Genomic DNA, 17,774 nt, shown 5'->3' on the forward strand with positions numbered 1-17,774 from the left:
TATGTAACACAGTATATGACAGTAAGATTGTTTTGCTCACGCCGGGCCAAAGGCGCCCGGCTGTGGCTGTTTTGGATATTAAAGTATTATATCACTTCCAACATCCATTTTCTATTTTGCTGAATACTTAATTATATACCTCAAACTGTGCAATGATCAGGATACCATCATTTACGCTAAAGTACTAGTCTCCTGAAAAGATTCAAGATCGCTGGCAGTAATGAGGACATCCCTCGGTTTGCTGCCCCGCGCCTCAGAAATGAAGCCATGCTGCTCCATCATATCAATCAGCCTTGCCGCCCGGTTGTAGCCAACCTTGAAGCGCCTCTGAATGCTTGATGTTGAAGCTCCTCCATGCTCAATCACAAAGGAACACGCTTCAATAAAAAGTTCGTCTTCTTCTTCAGTGAGCTGCGACTTCCTCAGCAGCTCATCTTGTTCAAATAAATATTCCGGCGTGCGCTGTTTCCGCACAAAAGCAACAACCTCATCAATTTCGCGATCGGAAACAAATGTGCCCTGAAGTCTGTATGGCTTGGAAGAGCCGTTCTCAAGGAAGAGCATATCCCCTTTTCCAAGAAGCTTTTCTGCTCCGCTAATATCGATGATGGTCCTAGAATCCACCTGGGACGATACTGAAAATGCCACTCTTGTTGGAACATTCGCCTTGATCAGGCCGGTGATGACATCTACGGAAGGCCTTTGTGTTGCAATGATCAAGTGTATTCCGCAGGCCCGCGCTTTTTGGGCAATTCGGCAAATGGCTTCTTCCACATCAGCCGGAGACATCATCATCAAGTCTGCAAGTTCATCAATGATAATAACGATGTAAGGAAGTTTATCATGATAACGTTTATGCTCCAAGGCCAACTCATTGAATCTGCCGATATCCCTGACTCCTGTATGCGCGAATAACTCGTAGCGCCTTTCCATCTCGTCCACAGCCCATTTCAAAGAAGCGGTAGCTGCTTTCACATCGGTAATGACCGGACTGACGAGGTGCGGAATATGATTATAAGGGGCCAATTCAACCATCTTCGGATCAATTAACAGCAGCTTTACATCATCTGGATGGGCCTTGTATAAAAGACTTACCAGCATGGTATTGATACACACACTTTTTCCTGATCCAGTTGCTCCGGCAATCAATCCGTGAGGCATTTTCTTGAGATCCGTTACAATCGGCGAACCGGCAATATCCAGGCCCAGGGCAACAGCCAAAGGAGATGCAGTTGATTGGAACCCGCTTGTCTGCAGTATCTCGCTGATCAGGACAGGTCTGCTGGAAGCATTTGGAACCTCAATTCCAATTGTATGTTTCCCGGGAATAGGTGCCTCAATGCGGATATCTTTTGCCGCAAGGCTCAATTTAATATCATCTGATAGATTGGTAATCTTGTTAACTTTTACACCTGGTTCAGGCTGCACCTCAAACCGGGTAACAGAGGGCCCTTGGGTAACATTAACAACCTTTGCGCCTACATTGAAGTTTTTCAGTGTTTCATTGAGCAGATACTCCTGGTGCTGCAGCCAATCCTGATTGGTTGCGGCGATTACAGGCGGCTTCAGAAGATCGAGCGGCGGGAATTCATACGCCCTGGGTGTTTCTTTTACACTATTCGGTGCCGATTCCCCAATTATGTCCTTGTCTTGGGTGATTGCCGGTTCAACAGCGGCTGTAACCGGAGCCAGCTCCTCTTTTTTCCGGTTTTCCAGTTTGCGCTTATCCTGTTTCAGCATCAAGACATTGAACGGTAAATGGCGTTTCGGCGATTGCGGGGAATTTTCCCCGACAGCCTGAGGTTCCTCTTCCCTGGATGGCGAATCTGCTGTCTGGTTTGCTGCAATCACTCCTGTTTTCCCTAAATCCGGACTCTCAAACGTTTCTTGCTCGCTTTCTTGCTCGCTTTCTTTATCCGCCGCTGCCAGCTGTGGCAGAGTCTCGAACTCAGGCACTTCAACAGACCCCTGTTCCGGGATGAAATCCGATTTTTCCTCCGGCTCCTGTTCCAGGATGAATTCCGGCTTTTCCTCCGGCTCCTGTTCCAGGACGAAATCCGGCTTTTCCTCCGGCTCCGGTTTCAGGATGAATTCCGGCTTTTCCTCCGGCTCCTGTTCCAGGATGAATTCCGGCTTTTCCTCCGGCTCCTGTTCCAGGACGAAATCCGGCTTTTCCTCCGGCTCCTGTTCCAGGACGAAATCCGGCTTTTCCTCCGGCTCCGGTTTCATCGCCAGCCCTAACCCATCTTCTAGCTCATATTCAATGACAGATGCCGGCTCTTCCGGAGCAGGGAAGATTTTATCCACTGCCAGCTTTTCTTGCCGGATCTTGCTGACGGCTTCCCATTTCCGTTCATCTGCCTCTCTTTTGGCGCTCCAGCTGCTTGGTGCCCTGACAGCAGGTTCCTTTGGCTGGGGTTCGCTAACCGACCCTTTCACTTCAAATTCTGCCTCTTTGCTTTGTTTAGGCCTGTTAAAGGCGAAAACGGGAGAAGGCGTTTCTGTTGGACGAAACGGATGCCGGCTTGGCTTTATTTGCGCGTGCTTCTCTATTTTGTCCCGGGTTTTCGGTTTTACTGGTTCCAGCTCGTCAGCCAATCCCTGGTCCTGTGCTGCAGGCCGCTGGCGAGGCTTGGCACTTTCCCGCTCACGGGGAGGGCTGTCGGGTATGAGCGGGAACTTAAATTGCCCTTTTGGATATTGATATAAAACTTTGGCATCAAGTTCCTTCTTCATTTCAAAATGTTTCGGATCCCTCGGCTGCAGCGGCTTTGATACTTCCCTGCTTCTGGATTCAAGGCCGTTTTCTTCATCTCCCGAAAACATTTGGAATAGCTTTTTAATCCAACTCAACATGATCACTCTTTCTATCTTGTATCATTCCTATTTTAACAGTTATCGCCCATTTTTCGAGCCTAAATAAAAGAATAGGCCATATCTCTTATTTCAGGAAATGAGAAAAAGCCCTTTTCATGGGCTTTTAATCAGGCTGTTTTCCTTTATTATGCTCTTGGGGAATTCTTTCCCAGAATGAAAATCGGCTCAAGTTCCCCCTCTTCGTAGAGAAAGGACAGCGCTGTGACCGGCACCCTGCCGCTGGCGAAAAAGCTCATCGTCATTTGCGCAAGAATATCGTAGCCTGTATCATTTTGGATATCCGCGATGATCAATACATCCTGGTGGGGAACGGCAACGGCCATCGTGCCAGTTAATTTCTCTTTCATCCCGTTCAGAATGCGGTCATTCAGGATCCGGCTTGCATCGTAGCCATCATTTGAATTCAAAAAATAAAACACATTGCCGGCCACTTCATCGGCCTTAAAATCCGCCGGCAAGGATCTGAGGTTAAACAGGGCCGTTTCCCTAATTTGGCTTTCGCCCCAGCCCTCCCGTTCCATCCATTTCCTGTCAATGAGACGATAGGTTTTCCCCATATCAAGTGCATAGTAAATTCTGGTTTCCGCAGTATGGCTGTCAAAGAAAAACGGCACTCCCTCTTCGGCTTCTGCGGGAAAGGAAGTGGAGCGGATAACAGGGAAGATTTGGCGCTCCTGTCCCGAGAGCTGGACTTCTCCTTCCATGGCAGCCAATCCTTCTGTTATATAATAAACGGTTTCCTCAATTGCTTTTTCCTTCTGTTCCTGCCATTTGGCAATAATCCCAGGAAGGCCTACAGTAATCCCCCGTCCTGTGTGTTTGTTTTCAACGCGAAGCTGGTCCTTTTCCCGGTCATAAATGAACCTCCTGTCAGGGGATTTCAGTCTTTCCTCCAGCTCTTTTCTCATTTTTCTGCTGTCCATTCCTTACGCCAGCCCTTCAATAAACGCTTCGATCTGCTCCTGGGTCTTTCTGTCCTTGCTGACAAAACGCCCAAGTTCACTGCCGTCTCTATAGGCGATAAAACTAGGAATGCCAAATACATCCAGCTCTATGCACAAGTCAATGAACTGGTCCCTGTCCACATAAATAAAACTGTAATCTGCGAACTTGCTTTCTACCTCAGGCATAAATGGATCGATAAAACGGCAATCAGGGCACCAGTCTGCCGAAAATAAAAATATATGCTTTCCCGTATTTTTTAGCGTTTCAAATTGGTCCATGGACTCTAGTTTTTTCATGTATGGTTCCTCCATTCTTACATAACACTTTGTTTACATTTTAAACTTGAAGCCTGAAAAAAGAAAACTAAACGGTCTGGCTTCTTCCACGTCCGGGGTAAAAAAAGGCGCCATCCCTCTGGATGGCGCTCCTTATTTTACCTTGGCCGAATTGGCGATATTCATCATGGCCGGGACATCTGATTTCAGGTTTTTGGTCTCAGTTGTCACCTTGACCCCGCCTACGCCCGTCACCACCTGATAGCTCTCTTCCGGGAGCTCCTTTATCAGCAGGTAGCCAAATTTGCCGTCCTGTTCATACATCCTGTTAACATCCCAGTCGGCATGCTGCTTCAAGGTTGATTCATAAACAACTTTGCTGTCTGCCGGCTCATGCTGGTTGTAAAATAGAATGTACGTTTTCGAGCCATTTTTAAGCAAAATATTATTGGGTGTTTCGTCTTCTTTTTCAATGCCGAATGGCAGATGAAAATCTATATCCTGACTGCTATGATTTGTTTCTTCCGGTTCACTGGCAAACTCCGTTCCTGCTGCTTCAATGATTTCATCCTGCTGCTCTTCGAGGGAAGCAGAGCAGGCGCCAAGCAGCATGGCAGCAAGCAATATACTCCAGCGGAATCTTTTCATAATGGTTTCCTCCTTGGGACCGTATCCTTTACTATCATACTGCTGTAATTTAGCCAGTGACAACCCTTTCACATGAATTTCATGACAGTTCCATCTAATTTTCGACATTTTTTTCATCCGTTGGACCTTTCCAACCCCTATTTATTTATATGCCAATACTCAAACTGCCCTACCAGGAGCTTCATGACATGGGCAAACATTTCCTCCCTGTCTATCTTTCCATTTGTGAAAACTCCTACAGCTCCCTCTTTTTTACGGACATTCTGCTTTCTGGAATAATCATCCATTACCGGGCCGAGCTCTTCACCCGACATCAGTCTTTCGGCAATTTCACTGGGTAGCGGAATCCTTGCTCCGCCCGCAATGATGGGGCTTGCGCCTTTCAGCGCAAGTGCTCCCCAGTTGCAGAGAAACAAGCCATGCTCTGTTTGCTGCACGCCGCCTTCCAGCCCAATTCCGATATGCGCATCCGTCTCTGCCGCTGCCGAAATCGCCCGATTGACAGCGCCGCGAATGGTTTCATCGTCGGAGAACGGCTGCTCACTTACTCCCGAAGAAACAGATACTGGAATAAAGATACATTGATGATCTTTAAATCCCTGCTGAACCGCTGAAATTTTCGCCGGGTTTTCCGATCCAATTGCTACAATCATTTCTACTCTCCTCCGGCCAGCAAAAAGAGGCACAGGCTGCCTCTTTTTTGGCTTAACTATTTTGCTTGATGGTTTCCACCGTTGTTTTGTCACAGGATTTAACCAGTTTCACCAGCAGTTCCTTTGCTGCTGCATAGTCGTCAATATGGACAATCGAAGCATGGGTATGAATGTAGCGGGAACAAATTCCGATCACTCCGCTTGGGACGCCTTCATTGGACATATGAACGCGGCCGGCGTCTGTCCCTCCCTGGGAAACGAAATATTGGTATGGAATATTATGGCTTTCCGCCGTATCAAGAATGAATTCCCTCATGCCGCGGTGAGTGACCATGGAGCGGTCAAGTATTCTAAGGAGTGCACCCTTTCCCAATTGGCCAAATTCATTTTTGCTGCCGCTCATATCATTGGCAGGGCTTGCATCCAGCGCGAAGAAAATATCAGGGTCAATCATATTTGCTGCCGTCTGTGCACCTCTAAGCCCTACTTCCTCCTGTACTGTCGCACCAGAATAAAGGATATTTGGCAGCTTATCGTTTTGCGTTTCTTTCAGCAGTTCAATGGCCAGGCCGCATCCATATCTGTTATCCCATGCTTTAGCGAGGATTTTCTTTTCGTTGGCCATTGGTGTGAATGGGCAGACAGGAACGATTTGCTGTCCCGGCCTGATGCCGATATTCAGCGCATCCTCTCTGTCATCCGCCCCGATATCAATCAGCATATTTTTGATTTCCATCGGCTTGTTGCGCTTCGCCTCATCCAGCAGATGTGGCGGGCTGGAGCCAACTACACCGATGACAGGGCCATTATCGGTCATGATTTGCACACGCTGTGCCAGCAGGACCTGACTCCACCAGCCTCCAAGGGTCTGGAACCGCAGCATCCCATTATCCGTGATTGAGGTGACCATAAAGCCGACTTCATCCATATGGCCCGCAACCATAATCTTCGGCCCGTCTTCATTGCCTTTTTTGACTCCGAAAATGCTGCCCAATTTATCCTGGACAATTTCATCGGAATACTGTCCCAATTGCTCGCGCATGAACGCCCGAACCTGGTGTTCGAAGCCCGGAGCCCCAGGAAGCTCTGTCAGTGTTTTAAAGAGTGATAATGTCTGTTCATTCATATTTTTACTCCTTTTTGTTATTTAGATACCCTAAAGATATGTATGTGCAATTTGTATTCTACAGAATATTTCCCTAATCTGCCAATCATATTCTGTTCCTGTCTGCTAGCTTTATATTCTTTGATGCCTCCTGCCATCTCTGCTATGATTATTAAAACTGGATTTTTTCTAATGAATGGAGGCACACTCATGAATTGGAAGTACTTTTTCCTCGGCATGGGTGCCGGGATTGCAGGCGCCTTTGCGGTTAAAGAAGCAGTAAAGAAGGAAAACGTGTCACCGGAACAGATCCTCGCGCAAGCCAAGGCTGTTTTCAAGAAAGATGGACCGATAAGCGGTTCATGGATTAATATGAACCCGGAGACATATTCAAAGCCGCCTTTGGAATACCGGGTTTATAAGGGTGGAATCAGCACTTTTTCAGACGGAAAAACACAGCTGTATGAATTTATAGCCGATGCCTCCACCGGTACCATTATTGAAATAAACGAATTGCAATAAATGCTTTGACAAGAAAAGCCTGCGCTGGACGCAGGCTTCTTTAGTATATTTAAACAACGGAATTTTAATGATAACAGAATGGAACCTTAGCGTTCTCTTGGAATAGAATTTTTAATGCTGCCTTCCTCATCGAGTTTGATGGCCCGGTAAACGGCATCATGGTAAAAAGTAAACCAGGCATCCCTTTCGGCTGCGAACTTCATCCATTTCTGCTTGGCACCGATGGATGCCATTGGGTAATCGTCGTATGCCATTACCCAGAGGACATTCTGGTGCGCATGGGTTGCCATGAGGTCGGCCATATGCACCACTGTATCTTCGCCATCTTCGATAATCAGAATGGAATGTCCATTACTGTGGCCTCCCGTATGGACCATTTTGAACGGACCGTGATTCCATTCCTCCTTGAAGGTGATTACCTGGGACTGAATCGGCTCCCAGTTTTCTCTCCAGTATGTAGCTTTGGATCGGATATTGGGGTTTTTCATTTCTTCCCATTCCACCTCTGAAGTGATTATGGCCGCGTTGGGGAACACCGAAATGAATTCGCCCCCGACTTCCTTTGTCAGCCCGCAAGCATGGTCATAATGCATATGTGTCATGATCACATAATCAATATCTCCTGGATCAAGGCCGAGCTTCCCAAGTGATTGTTCCACACTGGATTCTTCCTGGACTCCAAAATTCCTTTTTTGCTTTTCCGTCAGCTTCCCATTGCCGATTCCGGATTCAAGCAGATAATTTTTTCCGCCTGTCTGGATGAGGATAGGATCTGTGCGCAGTTCAATTTGGTTTTTTTCATTCACTTCATATTTCCTTGACCATAGAGGCTTCGGAACCACCCCAAACATGGCCCCTCCGTCCAGATTGGTCACACCGCCATTAAGCCAGGTAAACTTGATATTCGCCAATTCCAGCTTCTCCATAAAAGCCCTCCCCAACTATTCTGTGCCCATTTTATCACCTTTTTCTGAAAAGTTGAAATATCAGGCTGAATATCTCCATCCAAGTACGAAAAAGAGCCCGCCGATGCCGGCGGGCCTGATTGTTTACTTTTTCGGGTATTGCACTTCGCACCTGTAGATCCGGTTCCCCCTGGAGGAGAACTTTTCTTCATACTCTGTCATGATATTGCCTTCAAATCCGCTGTTATGCAAATCAAGGCTGACAAATTTCATTAACAGCCCATAATGGGAGAAACTCATCAGGGAGTATTCAAACAGCCCCTGGTTATCGGTTTTAAAATGGATTTCCCCTTGATCGACGAGGATTTGTTCATAAACAGACAGAAAAGATGCATAGGTAAGACGGCGTTTTTCATGCCGCGTCTTTGGCCATGGATCCGAAAAATTCAAATAGACGCGGTTAACATCACCAGAAGCAAAGTATTTTTCTAGCTCGGCCGCGTTGACATTCATCAGCTTACAGTTCGGCAGGCCAGCCTCAATCAGCCTGTCCAGGGCGGAAACGATGACACTTTCCTGAAGCTCTATGCCAATATAATTTATGTTCGGATTCGCCCTGGCCATTTCGGTAATAAAACGGCCTTTTCCTGTACCAATCTCTATATGGAGCGGCTGGGCTGCCGCGAAAAGCTCATTCCATCTGCCCCGGTGCTGTTCCGGTTCATGGACGACATATTGTGGGTATTCAAGCAGCTTGTCCTTCGCCCAAGGCTTATTTCTTAATCTCATGAAGACACCTCTGTTCAATTCATATCGTTCAAACCATATCACGGCCGCATACCCATTTTCAAGCCAAAATGCTGCATAAACAAAAAAGGAATCCACAAACTAGATGTGGGCTTCCTTTTCGTCCATATCTTATGAAAGGATGATTTTATGCCACTAGACCATCATGACCAAGTCAATCTTTTAAAAGATATACTGGCCAACCAGCAGAATGACTGCTGCGGATCTGTCGCTGAATGTGAACAATTGGAACGGCTTGTAAAATCATTAATGGTAAATGCCAGCCTTGACGAAAATATCCTGCCAATTTTGCAGGAGGTTTATCAATACAGCCAGGCTGGAGCGTATTCTTCAGATTTGGACCAGCATATCCTTTCCAATCAGGACAATCTCTCGAACTGGGTTGACCAAATTGGCCAGTTTTCCTAATTCAAAGCGCTTTTTTAAGGAAATCGATCCAATTATCCATCTCGGAGAACCGGTTTTGGTTTTTATGCCATTGAATGGAGGTTAGTGCCTGGACAACCACATACCATTTCATCCTGAGCTTGAGATTATCTGTCAGCTGCAGGCCATAACGTTCAAGCCACCCTTCCCAGTCTTCTCTGGGAATATAGGAATAGAGGAGCATCCCCAGGTCAATCGCAGGGTCTCCAATCATGGCGCCATCCCAATCAATTAAATACAACTGGTTGTTTTCCGCCAACAGCCAGTTGTTATGATTCACGTCGCAATGACAGACAACCATCTCTCCATATTCAATATGGCTGATTTCGTCTCCCAGAAACTTCAGGGCAGCTGCAACGATTGGAAGCCTCCGGACTTCTGCGTCCAGTTCTTCATTTATAATATGGAGAAGCGTTTCTGGTTGAAGCGGTGTTTTGCCAAGCCGTTTCAGCATGCCAAGAAGCGGTTCCGAACGGTGGATCTTATTTAAAAGCTTGGCCACGCGGTTATCATCCATATCGACGGATTTCAGCTCCCGCCCGTTCATCCATTGCTGGGCGGTAATGACATCCCCGTTTTCAAGCCTTTTCGTCCAAATCAGCTTGGGAACAATTCCTTCGGCCGACAAGACAGCAAGAAACGGAGATGAATTCCGTTTCAAGAAAAGGCGCTGTTCTTCATGCTGCGCAAAGTAGGCAGCTCCGGTAGCACCGCCTGCAGGAGTGATGTCCCAATCCTGTCCAAATAAATCTTCCAAGTTGTTCACCTTCAATTTATGTCACTATTTCAGATAATAGTTAATTTCCCGTGCTGCATTTATAAATTAAAAAAGACAGCTATTGATTTCTATGCCACAATAGCTATCTTTATAAATTTTATCTCCTATCAGGTTTCCACGTCAAGCCTATCCGCCCTATTCATCGACAAATACCTTTATATCTCCTCTTATTTCAACAAATTTCCATTGTCATTTGGCAGCGATCCATAAGGTGCAGGGCGGCAGAACAGCGGTTTTTCCATCCATCACCTGAAATGGAACAGAGGATGCCGTTTCACTGTCCGCCAATATTTTCCACTTGTTTTCTTCTGGCAGTTCCACCACTTTCTCTTCCCCTGATGGATTGAACACAACGACAATGGTCTCCCACCTGCCATATTCCTGCACATCCTCCAGTACATAGCCAAGCACGGGCAATGATAAGGGGAGGAAATGCATATGCTCCTGGACCAGTGCCGCATCCGGAAACCTGAATGCCTTATGGGACAAGCGGAGGGAAATGATTCCTTTTATATAGGAAACATTCCCGATATGCCGGTCCCTTCGCTGCCAGTCCAGCCAGTTGATCTCATCCGGGGACCGGTAGCTGTTGCCTATCCCCTTCTTTGTCCGGAAGAACTCCTGGCCGCTATGAAGAAATGGAATCCCCTGGGAGAGAAGGACCATGGAAGTGGCAAGACGATGGCGTTTCTCGATATGGTCTGCCTCACAGGCTTCAAGCTTATCCCAAAGGGTATGATTGTCATGTGATTCCACATAATTCACACTTTGTGCAGGTGACATAAATAAACCGTGCTTCCGCTTTCCAATCCCTATGCTGCCTGCCAGCACCTGCCTTGCCCCTTCGGCATAGCGTTCATTTCCCATTGCGTAGCCCCGGTCATAGAGGTTGAATGTGCTGCCCTTTATGGTATCACGGAACCAATCATTGAACTGCCCGATTCCCGGGAGCTTTTCCTGATTTCCGATATTCGCTTTTTCACTGTTTGGAATGGGGGTGTTCAAGTCCCATCCCTCGCCAATGATGATGATGGAGGAATCCCGCTCATCGGCCAGCCTCCGGACCTCCTGCATTGTCCTGACATCAAGGATGCCCATAAGGTCAAACCTCAAACCATCCACCTGATACTCCTCAAGCCAGAAGGAAACAGAATCAAGAATGTATTTTCTGGCCATCAGCCGCTCGGATGCGAAATCATTTCCAACTCCCGTGCCATTGGATGGGAGCCCAAATTCATCATGCCGGAAAAAGTAGCCTGGAACAAGCTGTTCAAAGGAGGAAGTCTCCCGGATATACACATGGTTATAAACAACATCCATGATTACCCGCAAGCCTTGCGAATGCACCGAAGAAATGAGCTGCTTCAGCTCGCTGATCCTTTTATATGGGTCACTTGGATTGGTGGAAAAGCTGCCTTCCGGTACATTAAAATGGATAGGATTATAGCCCCAATTGTACTTTTCGAAAGGGTTCAATTCGTCTACCCCTTCAAAATCATGAAAAGGAAGAAATTCAATATGCGTGATTCCCAGACTCTTGATATATGAAAGCCCGGTAGGCTCTCCCGAAGGACTGCGAGCGCCAATTCGGGCGGCTCCGCAATAAGTCCCCTTCTCCTGAATGCCGCTGGCAGGATGCATTGTCAAATCACGGATATGCGTTTCATAAATGACTGCATCACAAGGGTTGGAGAAATCCGGGAGTTCCGCTTTTGGCAATCTTGTTTTGGCGAGGTCCACCACAATGCCCTGCTCCCCATTTGCACTTGCGCCCTTCGCATAAGGGTCCACTGCTTCCCGCCATTCGAGATTGATGCAGGCCAGGTAACTATAAAGGGCTCCCTCAGCAGTCCCGTTTACCTCTGCACACCAGACTCCTTTTTCAAGCCTTGTCATTTTTTTGTACTCCGGTTCACCAGCACCAGGACGCTTCAATTTAAGTTTTACTTGGGATGCAGTCGGTGCCCATACCTTAAAGACGGTTTTATCCTCCAGCAAGGTGACACCCAGGTCGCCGCCGTCGTAATAAAAAGCTTCGTCAAATTCTTTCGTCCGGATGACGGCGCCTATCTGCAGGTCTGTTTCACCGCCATGTTCATCCAAAAGGCTGTATGGCTTGCCGATCGCAGGTTTTACCGGGCTCGCGCAAACATACTTGACTGCATGGTCGAGCCTGATCCTGTCTTTTACTTTCAGTGCGGTACATTCATTTCCATCTTTCAAATAAAAGGCAGATGAGGCCCCTTCCATGTAGGAATGCGGGAGCAATATGGTGATGATTCCCACTTCATCCAGGTATGCTTCAAACGGTCGTTTAGTTGCCATCTTGTTTTCTCATCTCCTCAGCCTGCCCTTTCTATCAATGCCTGTCTTTCTGTCAATATTTTCAGCGCCTGTTCCTGGACCTTGACCCCAAGCGGCGTAGTTCCGGCCTCTTCTCCGTCTGCATGGACGGCCACCGGCCTTTCCGTTTCAATGAAAATCTCTTTCCCCCGCAAGGAGCTCACTTCCCTGAACCGGATATGTCCGCCCCAAAAGACCGTTATGAACACCAGCAAAAGCTTCCACTTTGCCAAATTATGAACAACCGTAATATCCAGCAAACCGTCATCGGGGGATGCATCCGGTGCAATGTTCATGCCCCCTCCATAGTATTTCTGGTTTGAAACCGTAACGAACCACACTTTTTTATAGAAATACTGAACGCCATCAACCTTAAGTTCCAAATCAGTCTGTTGATAGCCAATTAGTTCTTTTATCAGAATAAAAATGTAGACAAGGCGCCCCATTCCCAAATGGTTAAGCATTGCCTTCATTCTGGTTTGATTGGATTCCTTGGCCACGTGTGCATCAAACCCGGCCCCCATGTTGTTGACAAAATAAATATCCCTGCCATCCAAGGACAGCTTGCCGGCATCTATTGCATGGAAGTCCTGCGGCCGATGGTTCCTCAGCGCCAGCCCAAGCGCCTGCATGGGGGAGCCAGGAATAGCATATCCCCGTGAAAAATCATTCCCGGACCCTCCAGGAATGAACCCCAGGCAGAGATGGGGATGGCCTGCTGCTCCATTCGCTGCCTCGTGGATGGTCCCGTCTCCTCCGACAGCTATAAGCAGAACTGGATTGTTTCCCTCATTCCTTCCTATGCTGTCGGCCAAATCGGCCGCATGGCCACTGTACTCGGTGAAAAAAGCATGATAGTCAATCTTTTGCTTCCCCATTTCCTTTTCAAGCTTTTCCCATACTTTCCGGCAGTGTCCGTTCTTGGCCTGGAGGTTTACAATAAAATACAACCGCTCCATATATTCCCGCCCTATCCTATTTAAACGTTCTTTTAATACTATGCCGTTTCCCGCCAATTTATCTGCCTATGAGCGGAAAGGCTTTCATCTCTTCGTATTTTGGTTCTTTCCCCATATTGGTTTTGTACAAAACAACTTTTTCTGCCTCAAACAAAAGAGGACTTGCAGCAAATGGATCTTTTTGTTCAAGGAGCTCCCTTGAGAAGGGAAAATCCCCGCCCCATTTCCTGGCCAGAGTGACATGCGGTTTGAAGGGCCTTGTTTCAAGCTTAAAGCCTGAGTCGGTACAGACAGAATATACATGATCCCTAATATTCGCCAGGCAGGGCTCAGGGGTGTGTCCTGCCCACAGAATCCGGGGGGAATCGCTTTTTCCGAAAACGCCAAGATGCCTGATTTCCAGCGAAAAGGAACGATGATTCCATTCTTTTTCCAGCCTCAGGATTGAATCTGATAGCTTGTCTTCCTTGGCATCCCCGAGGAAGGCAAGCGTAATATGAAGGTCATCGGAGTGCACCCAGCGATTGAAGGGCAAATCCTTCCGAAGAAGACCGCATATTTGTTCCATCTGTTTTTTTGCGTTTTTTGGCAAGGCCAAGGCATAAAAATAATGAGTTCCCATATCCTCATTCCTTTCAAGTCCCATTTTCATTGTAGCAAAAGGAGGTAGAGCAAGCTTAGAAATATTTGATAAGATGAAGGATTTGTCTGTATTATTAAAAGCATAACCTTTATTTTTAATAAAATAAGGAAAGATAAAAGAATAACACAACAGGAAATGAGGGAAAGCAATGAAGGCAGTAAACAACATTGCCGATTTGATTGGTCAAACGCCGATGGTCAAATTGAACAGGCTTGCACCAGAAGGGGCAGCCGTATACTTAAAGCTCGAATTCTATAATCCAAGCAGAAGCGTCAAGGACCGCGCTGCCTATAATATGATTATCTCTGCCGAAAAGGAAGGCAAGCTGAAGCCAGGGGCAACCATCATTGAGCCCACTAGCGGAAACACAGGGATTGGACTGGCCATGAATGCTGCTGCCAGGGGCTACAAGGCCATCCTTGTCATGCCTGATACGATGACAGCCGAACGGATTAACATTTTAAAAGCCTACGGCGCGGAGGTAGTCCTGACCCCTGGTGATGAAAAGATGCCAGGCTCAATCAAAAAGGCACAGGAGCTCTTAAAGGAAATTCCGGGCAGCTACATGCCGATGCAGTTTGAGAATGAGGCCAACCCGGATGCCCATCGCCATACCACTGCCAAGGAAATCATCGAGGCCATGGAAGAATTGAACATGGAACTTGGGGCCTTTGTAGCGACCGCAGGAACAGGCGGGACGATAACCGGCACAGGCGAGGGCCTTAAAGAGAGATATCCCGATGTGCAGGTTCATGTAGTGGAGCCGGCTGGTTCCCCAGTGCTTTCGGGCGGACAGCCTGGAAGGCATAAGCTTGTTGGAACAAGCCCTGGGTTCATTCCGGAAATTCTCAATCAGGATGTGTATGAAAAAATCCATCAAATCCAGGATGAAGAGGCATATGAAATGGTCCGGAAACTTGCCCGTGAAGAGGGCATTCTCGTAGGTCCGTCTTCAGGTGCTGCCTGCTTCGCGGCCATAAGCGTTGCCAAGACACTAAAGCCGGAACAAGCTGTAGTCTGCATCATCTGCGATACAGGTGAAAGATATCTTTCGAGTGATCTTTTCCAGTTTGAGTAACCTGGAAAAGCGGAAGCGCCTCGCTCAGCCCCGACAAGCGCTGGAGGTCCAGCTGATGAAGTCGTTCTTTGACTTCAACAGCTGGACCGAAGCGACTCAAGGGGCTAGGCGCTGGAGCTAGACAGTTATCTAAGTGCAGTAATTAATACTTCCTTATCCTTACAAAAATGGGATTGCGGCTGCAATCCCATTTTTCTTTTATCCTTATAACGCTCCACATTGTTTCTCAATTTCAGTGCGGAACTCCTGTTGCAGCTTTCTTGTGACAGCTCCAGGGACGCCGTTTCCGACTGTTCTGCCGTCATGCTCGATAACCGGCATGACTTCGATAGTTGTACCTGTCAAAAAGACTTCATCCGCGGCTTCCAGCTCAGCCACAGAAAAGACCCTTTCCTCAACCGGGATGCCTTCCTTGCGGCAAATCTCCAGCATGACACGCCTCGAAATCCCGTTCAGGATGTAATTATTGGCCGGATGGGTAATCACTGTGCCACCCTTGACAATCGACACATTGGAATGGCTTCCTTCCGTTACCTTTCCATCCCGATGCTGAATGGCTTCATCACACCCTGCTTCTGCCGCTTTCTGATTGGCGAGCAGATTTCCCAGCAGGTTCAGGCTCTTGATATCACAGCGAAGCCAGCGGATGTCTTCGATAAGGATTGTTTTAACACCTGATTGGAGTTTCTCCTCGGGGCGCCCCGCTTCCCGGGTATAGGCAACAAATGTTGGCGCTGCACCAACAGGGAAAGGATGCTTCCTTGGTGCATTTCCCCGGGTGAACTGGAGGTAAACGGTTCCGAACCTTACACCGTTATGGGCAATAAGGCTTTCCAGTTTTATCTGAAGATCTTCCCTAGCATAAGGAATTTCAATGCCGATGCTGGCAGCACTTTCATCAAGGCGCTGCAAGTGCTCTTCCGCTGTGAACATGAGGCCATTGTAAATTCGGATCACCTCATAAATCCCGTCACCAAACTGGTAACCCCGGTCTTCAATATCGACGGCTGCAGCTTTCCGCTCGACAATTTCCCCATTAAACATTACATATTCCATGATTTCATTCCTCCCTATTCTCCTGCCAGCTCGTATATGGCCTGGGCATAAATCGCTGTTGCCCTCAGCAGGTCATCAATGACGATGTATTCATCCTTTTGATGGGCGATGTCAGGCCGTCCTGGAAACAACGGCCCAAATGCCACTCCCGACTTCAGGGAGCGTGCGTACGTACCGCCGCCAATTGAGAGGAGTTCGGCCTTTTCACCCGTCTGCTCCTCATATACTTTTTTGAGTTTCGTGATGAGAAAGTCGTCCTCTGCAACATGATGCGGGCTTGAGTTTGTGAAGTTTTCCATTTCAAACCCTTCCTCCGCTGCCATGTCCTTGATGGTGGAGATGATGGCATCGATATCCGCCGTGACTGGATAGCGCATATTTAACCCAAACGATCCGCCAGTCTCATCATACCTTAATTTGCCCACATTAATCGTCAGGTCACCTGTGATTTCATCACTATATGCTACGCCGAGGGCTCTTCCGCGCGAATCCCCGCCCAAATACTTGGCAGCAAACCCCATGAACTTCCTGGCATTGAAATCGAGCTTAAGGCTGGCCAAAAACTCTGCCATATGGAGACCGGCATTTTTGCCATGGTCCGGCTCCATCCCATGAGCGGAAACACCCTCAAAGTCGAGGACCAGTGTTCCTTTATCCACATGGCATGATCCCCCGAGGCCATGCTGCTTCTTATAGTCTTCATATCGCTGGATAATTTCCGTCTGGTATTTCAGCACATGCAAGGAAACCGTTGCAAAGTCCGGCACCATATTGTACCTTCTTCCGGAAGTGAAGCTAAGGACTTCCACATCATGGTCTTCCTCGCCAACAGCCTGGTTTTTATAGGCAAGATCAAAGTCCGCTATCCCTTTTTCCGCGTAAATAATGGGAAAGTCTGCATCCGGAGCAAAACCCATTGCCGGCATTTCTTCATGCTTAAAATAATGCTCGACGCATCTCCAGTCGCTCTCCTCATCCGTCCCAATAATCATGCGCACCCGCCGTTTCAACGGGAGGCCAAGCTCCTTCACAATTTTCATGGCATAAAAGGCAGCCATTGTCGGCCCTTTATCATCGATGGCGCCCCGCGCAAAAATCTTGCCGTCCCGAATTTCCGCTTCATACGGACCGCTTGTCCAGCCGTCCCCTTCCGGCACAACATCCACGTGGCACAAAACCCCGACAATTTCCCGCCCTTCGCCAAATTCAAGGTGGCCTGCCAAATTGCCGACATTCCTGGCAGTGAACCCTTCTTTTTCACCCAGGCGGAGCATATAATCCAACGCTTCCTTTACACCTGGTCCCAGGGGTGCTTCTTCGGTCGCCTTCTCTTCATCTAGGACACTTTTTATTTTTAAGAATTCCTGTGTTTGCTGAATCAATTCGTCTTTCCTTTTTTCAACCTCTTCGAACCATTGAATTGTTTCCATGATGATTCCTCCATTACCGCAATTTATCTGGTCCTGTTCATTTCCAAACTATTTTACCTTATCTTACTCTTCTCCCGCACATTTTCAAACTGTTTTCCCTTACGATGCAAAAATTAATAACCGCACTTCTTACGGATATTGCTGGAGGATAATAAGGATTGTTAAACTGATTTTTCTTTTGTTACAATTGCATTTACTTATTCTAAATTTTCAATCTTCTAATCATATTATGCTAGTATGCTGCCATATGGATAATTAACAGGAAAATGAAGGGAGGAATCCGAACATTCTAATGGATGACAAGGTTAATATTTTGTAAATTTA

17 protein-coding genes are annotated in these 17,774 nt (G+C 47.4%); 3 read left to right on the forward strand and 14 right to left on the reverse strand.

The window, feature by feature from the left end; all coding sequences use genetic code 11:
• Nucleotides 1-171: 171 nt before the first annotated feature.
• From WQ57_RS09400 to WQ57_RS09425, 6 genes are all read right to left on the reverse strand, one after another.
• Entirely contained in the window at nt 172-2,856 is a 2,685-nt protein-coding gene (locus WQ57_RS09400) for a DNA translocase FtsK (protein WP_420912392.1), read from the reverse strand.
• A gap of 146 nt (nt 2,857-3,002) precedes the next feature.
• Entirely contained in the window at nt 3,003-3,800 is a 798-nt protein-coding gene (locus WQ57_RS09405; RefSeq protein WP_046523499.1) for a DUF1444 domain-containing protein, read from the reverse strand.
• A 3-nt stretch (nt 3,801-3,803) separates the two neighbouring features.
• Complete coding sequence (locus WQ57_RS09410) at nt 3,804-4,118, reverse strand: thioredoxin family protein (RefSeq protein WP_046523500.1); 315 nt, start codon at nt 4,116-4,118, stop codon at nt 3,804-3,806.
• 132 nt (nt 4,119-4,250) lie between these two features.
• Nucleotides 4,251-4,745, reverse strand: a complete 495-nt coding sequence (locus WQ57_RS09415; RefSeq protein WP_241481507.1) for a hypothetical protein — start codon at nt 4,743-4,745, stop codon at nt 4,251-4,253.
• A gap of 137 nt (nt 4,746-4,882) precedes the next feature.
• Nucleotides 4,883-5,398 (reverse strand): DUF84 family protein, encoded by a 516-nt coding sequence (locus WQ57_RS09420; protein ID WP_046523501.1) that lies wholly within the window; start codon nt 5,396-5,398, stop codon nt 4,883-4,885.
• Between the two features lie 52 nt (nt 5,399-5,450).
• On the reverse strand, nt 5,451-6,524 hold the full coding sequence (locus tag WQ57_RS09425) for a M42 family metallopeptidase (RefSeq protein WP_046523502.1): 1,074 nt from the start codon (nt 6,522-6,524) through the stop codon (nt 5,451-5,453).
• A gap of 189 nt (nt 6,525-6,713) precedes the next feature.
• Between WQ57_RS09425 and WQ57_RS09430 the strand changes: the two genes are divergently transcribed.
• Nucleotides 6,714-7,025: a PepSY domain-containing protein gene (locus tag WQ57_RS09430; protein ID WP_046523503.1), complete on the forward strand. Its 312-nt coding sequence runs from the start codon at nt 6,714-6,716 to the stop codon at nt 7,023-7,025.
• Between the two features lie 86 nt (nt 7,026-7,111).
• Here WQ57_RS09430 and WQ57_RS09435 read toward each other — a convergent pair whose 3' ends face one another.
• Complete coding sequence (locus WQ57_RS09435; protein WP_046523504.1) at nt 7,112-7,951, reverse strand: YtnP family quorum-quenching lactonase; 840 nt, start codon at nt 7,949-7,951, stop codon at nt 7,112-7,114.
• Nucleotides 7,952-8,074: 123 nt separating this feature from the next.
• Nucleotides 8,075-8,719 (reverse strand): tRNA (guanosine(46)-N7)-methyltransferase TrmB, encoded by a 645-nt coding sequence (gene trmB / locus WQ57_RS09440; protein WP_046523554.1) that lies wholly within the window; start codon nt 8,717-8,719, stop codon nt 8,075-8,077.
• Between the two features lie 147 nt (nt 8,720-8,866).
• On the opposite strand from trmB, the gene WQ57_RS09445 reads away from it, so the two are divergent.
• Nucleotides 8,867-9,145 carry a YtzH-like family protein gene (locus tag WQ57_RS09445; RefSeq protein WP_046523505.1) on the forward strand — a complete coding sequence of 93 codons (279 nt, stop codon included), beginning with the start codon at nt 8,867-8,869 and terminating at the stop codon, nt 9,143-9,145.
• A gap of 1 nt (nt 9,146) precedes the next feature.
• Here the strand turns inward: WQ57_RS09445 and WQ57_RS09450 are convergent, their stop codons facing one another.
• From WQ57_RS09450 to thpR, 4 genes are all read right to left on the reverse strand, one after another.
• Nucleotides 9,147-9,920 carry a phosphotransferase family protein gene (locus WQ57_RS09450; RefSeq protein WP_046523506.1) on the reverse strand — a complete coding sequence of 258 codons (774 nt, stop codon included), beginning with the start codon at nt 9,918-9,920 and terminating at the stop codon, nt 9,147-9,149.
• A 210-nt stretch (nt 9,921-10,130) separates the two neighbouring features.
• A complete protein-coding gene (pulA, locus tag WQ57_RS09455; protein ID WP_046523507.1) occupies nt 10,131-12,266 on the reverse strand; it encodes a type I pullulanase in 2,136 nt (711 codons plus the stop codon).
• A 17-nt stretch (nt 12,267-12,283) separates the two neighbouring features.
• Nucleotides 12,284-13,243 (reverse strand): diacylglycerol/lipid kinase family protein, encoded by a 960-nt coding sequence (locus WQ57_RS09460; protein WP_046523508.1) that lies wholly within the window; start codon nt 13,241-13,243, stop codon nt 12,284-12,286.
• 58 nt (nt 13,244-13,301) lie between these two features.
• A complete protein-coding gene (gene thpR, locus WQ57_RS09465) occupies nt 13,302-13,865 on the reverse strand; it encodes an RNA 2',3'-cyclic phosphodiesterase (RefSeq protein WP_046523509.1) in 564 nt (187 codons plus the stop codon).
• A gap of 169 nt (nt 13,866-14,034) precedes the next feature.
• On the opposite strand from thpR, the gene cysK reads away from it, so the two are divergent.
• Nucleotides 14,035-14,964 (forward strand): cysteine synthase A, encoded by a 930-nt coding sequence (gene cysK, locus WQ57_RS09470; protein ID WP_046523510.1) that lies wholly within the window; start codon nt 14,035-14,037, stop codon nt 14,962-14,964.
• Nucleotides 14,965-15,168: 204 nt separating this feature from the next.
• Here the strand turns inward: cysK and dat are convergent, their stop codons facing one another.
• A complete protein-coding gene (gene dat, locus WQ57_RS09475; RefSeq protein WP_046523511.1) occupies nt 15,169-16,020 on the reverse strand; it encodes a D-amino-acid transaminase in 852 nt (283 codons plus the stop codon).
• A gap of 14 nt (nt 16,021-16,034) precedes the next feature.
• Nucleotides 16,035-17,450, reverse strand: coding sequence for a dipeptidase PepV (gene pepV / locus WQ57_RS09480; protein WP_046523512.1), 1,416 nt, complete (start codon nt 17,448-17,450; stop codon nt 16,035-16,037).
• Between the last annotated feature and the right edge of the window lie 324 nt (nt 17,451-17,774).

Origin of the sequence: Mesobacillus campisalis (assembly GCF_000986785.1) — a bacterium.
Taxonomy (GTDB): Bacteria; Bacillota; Bacilli; order Bacillales; family Cytobacillaceae; genus Mesobacillus_B; species Mesobacillus_B campisalis.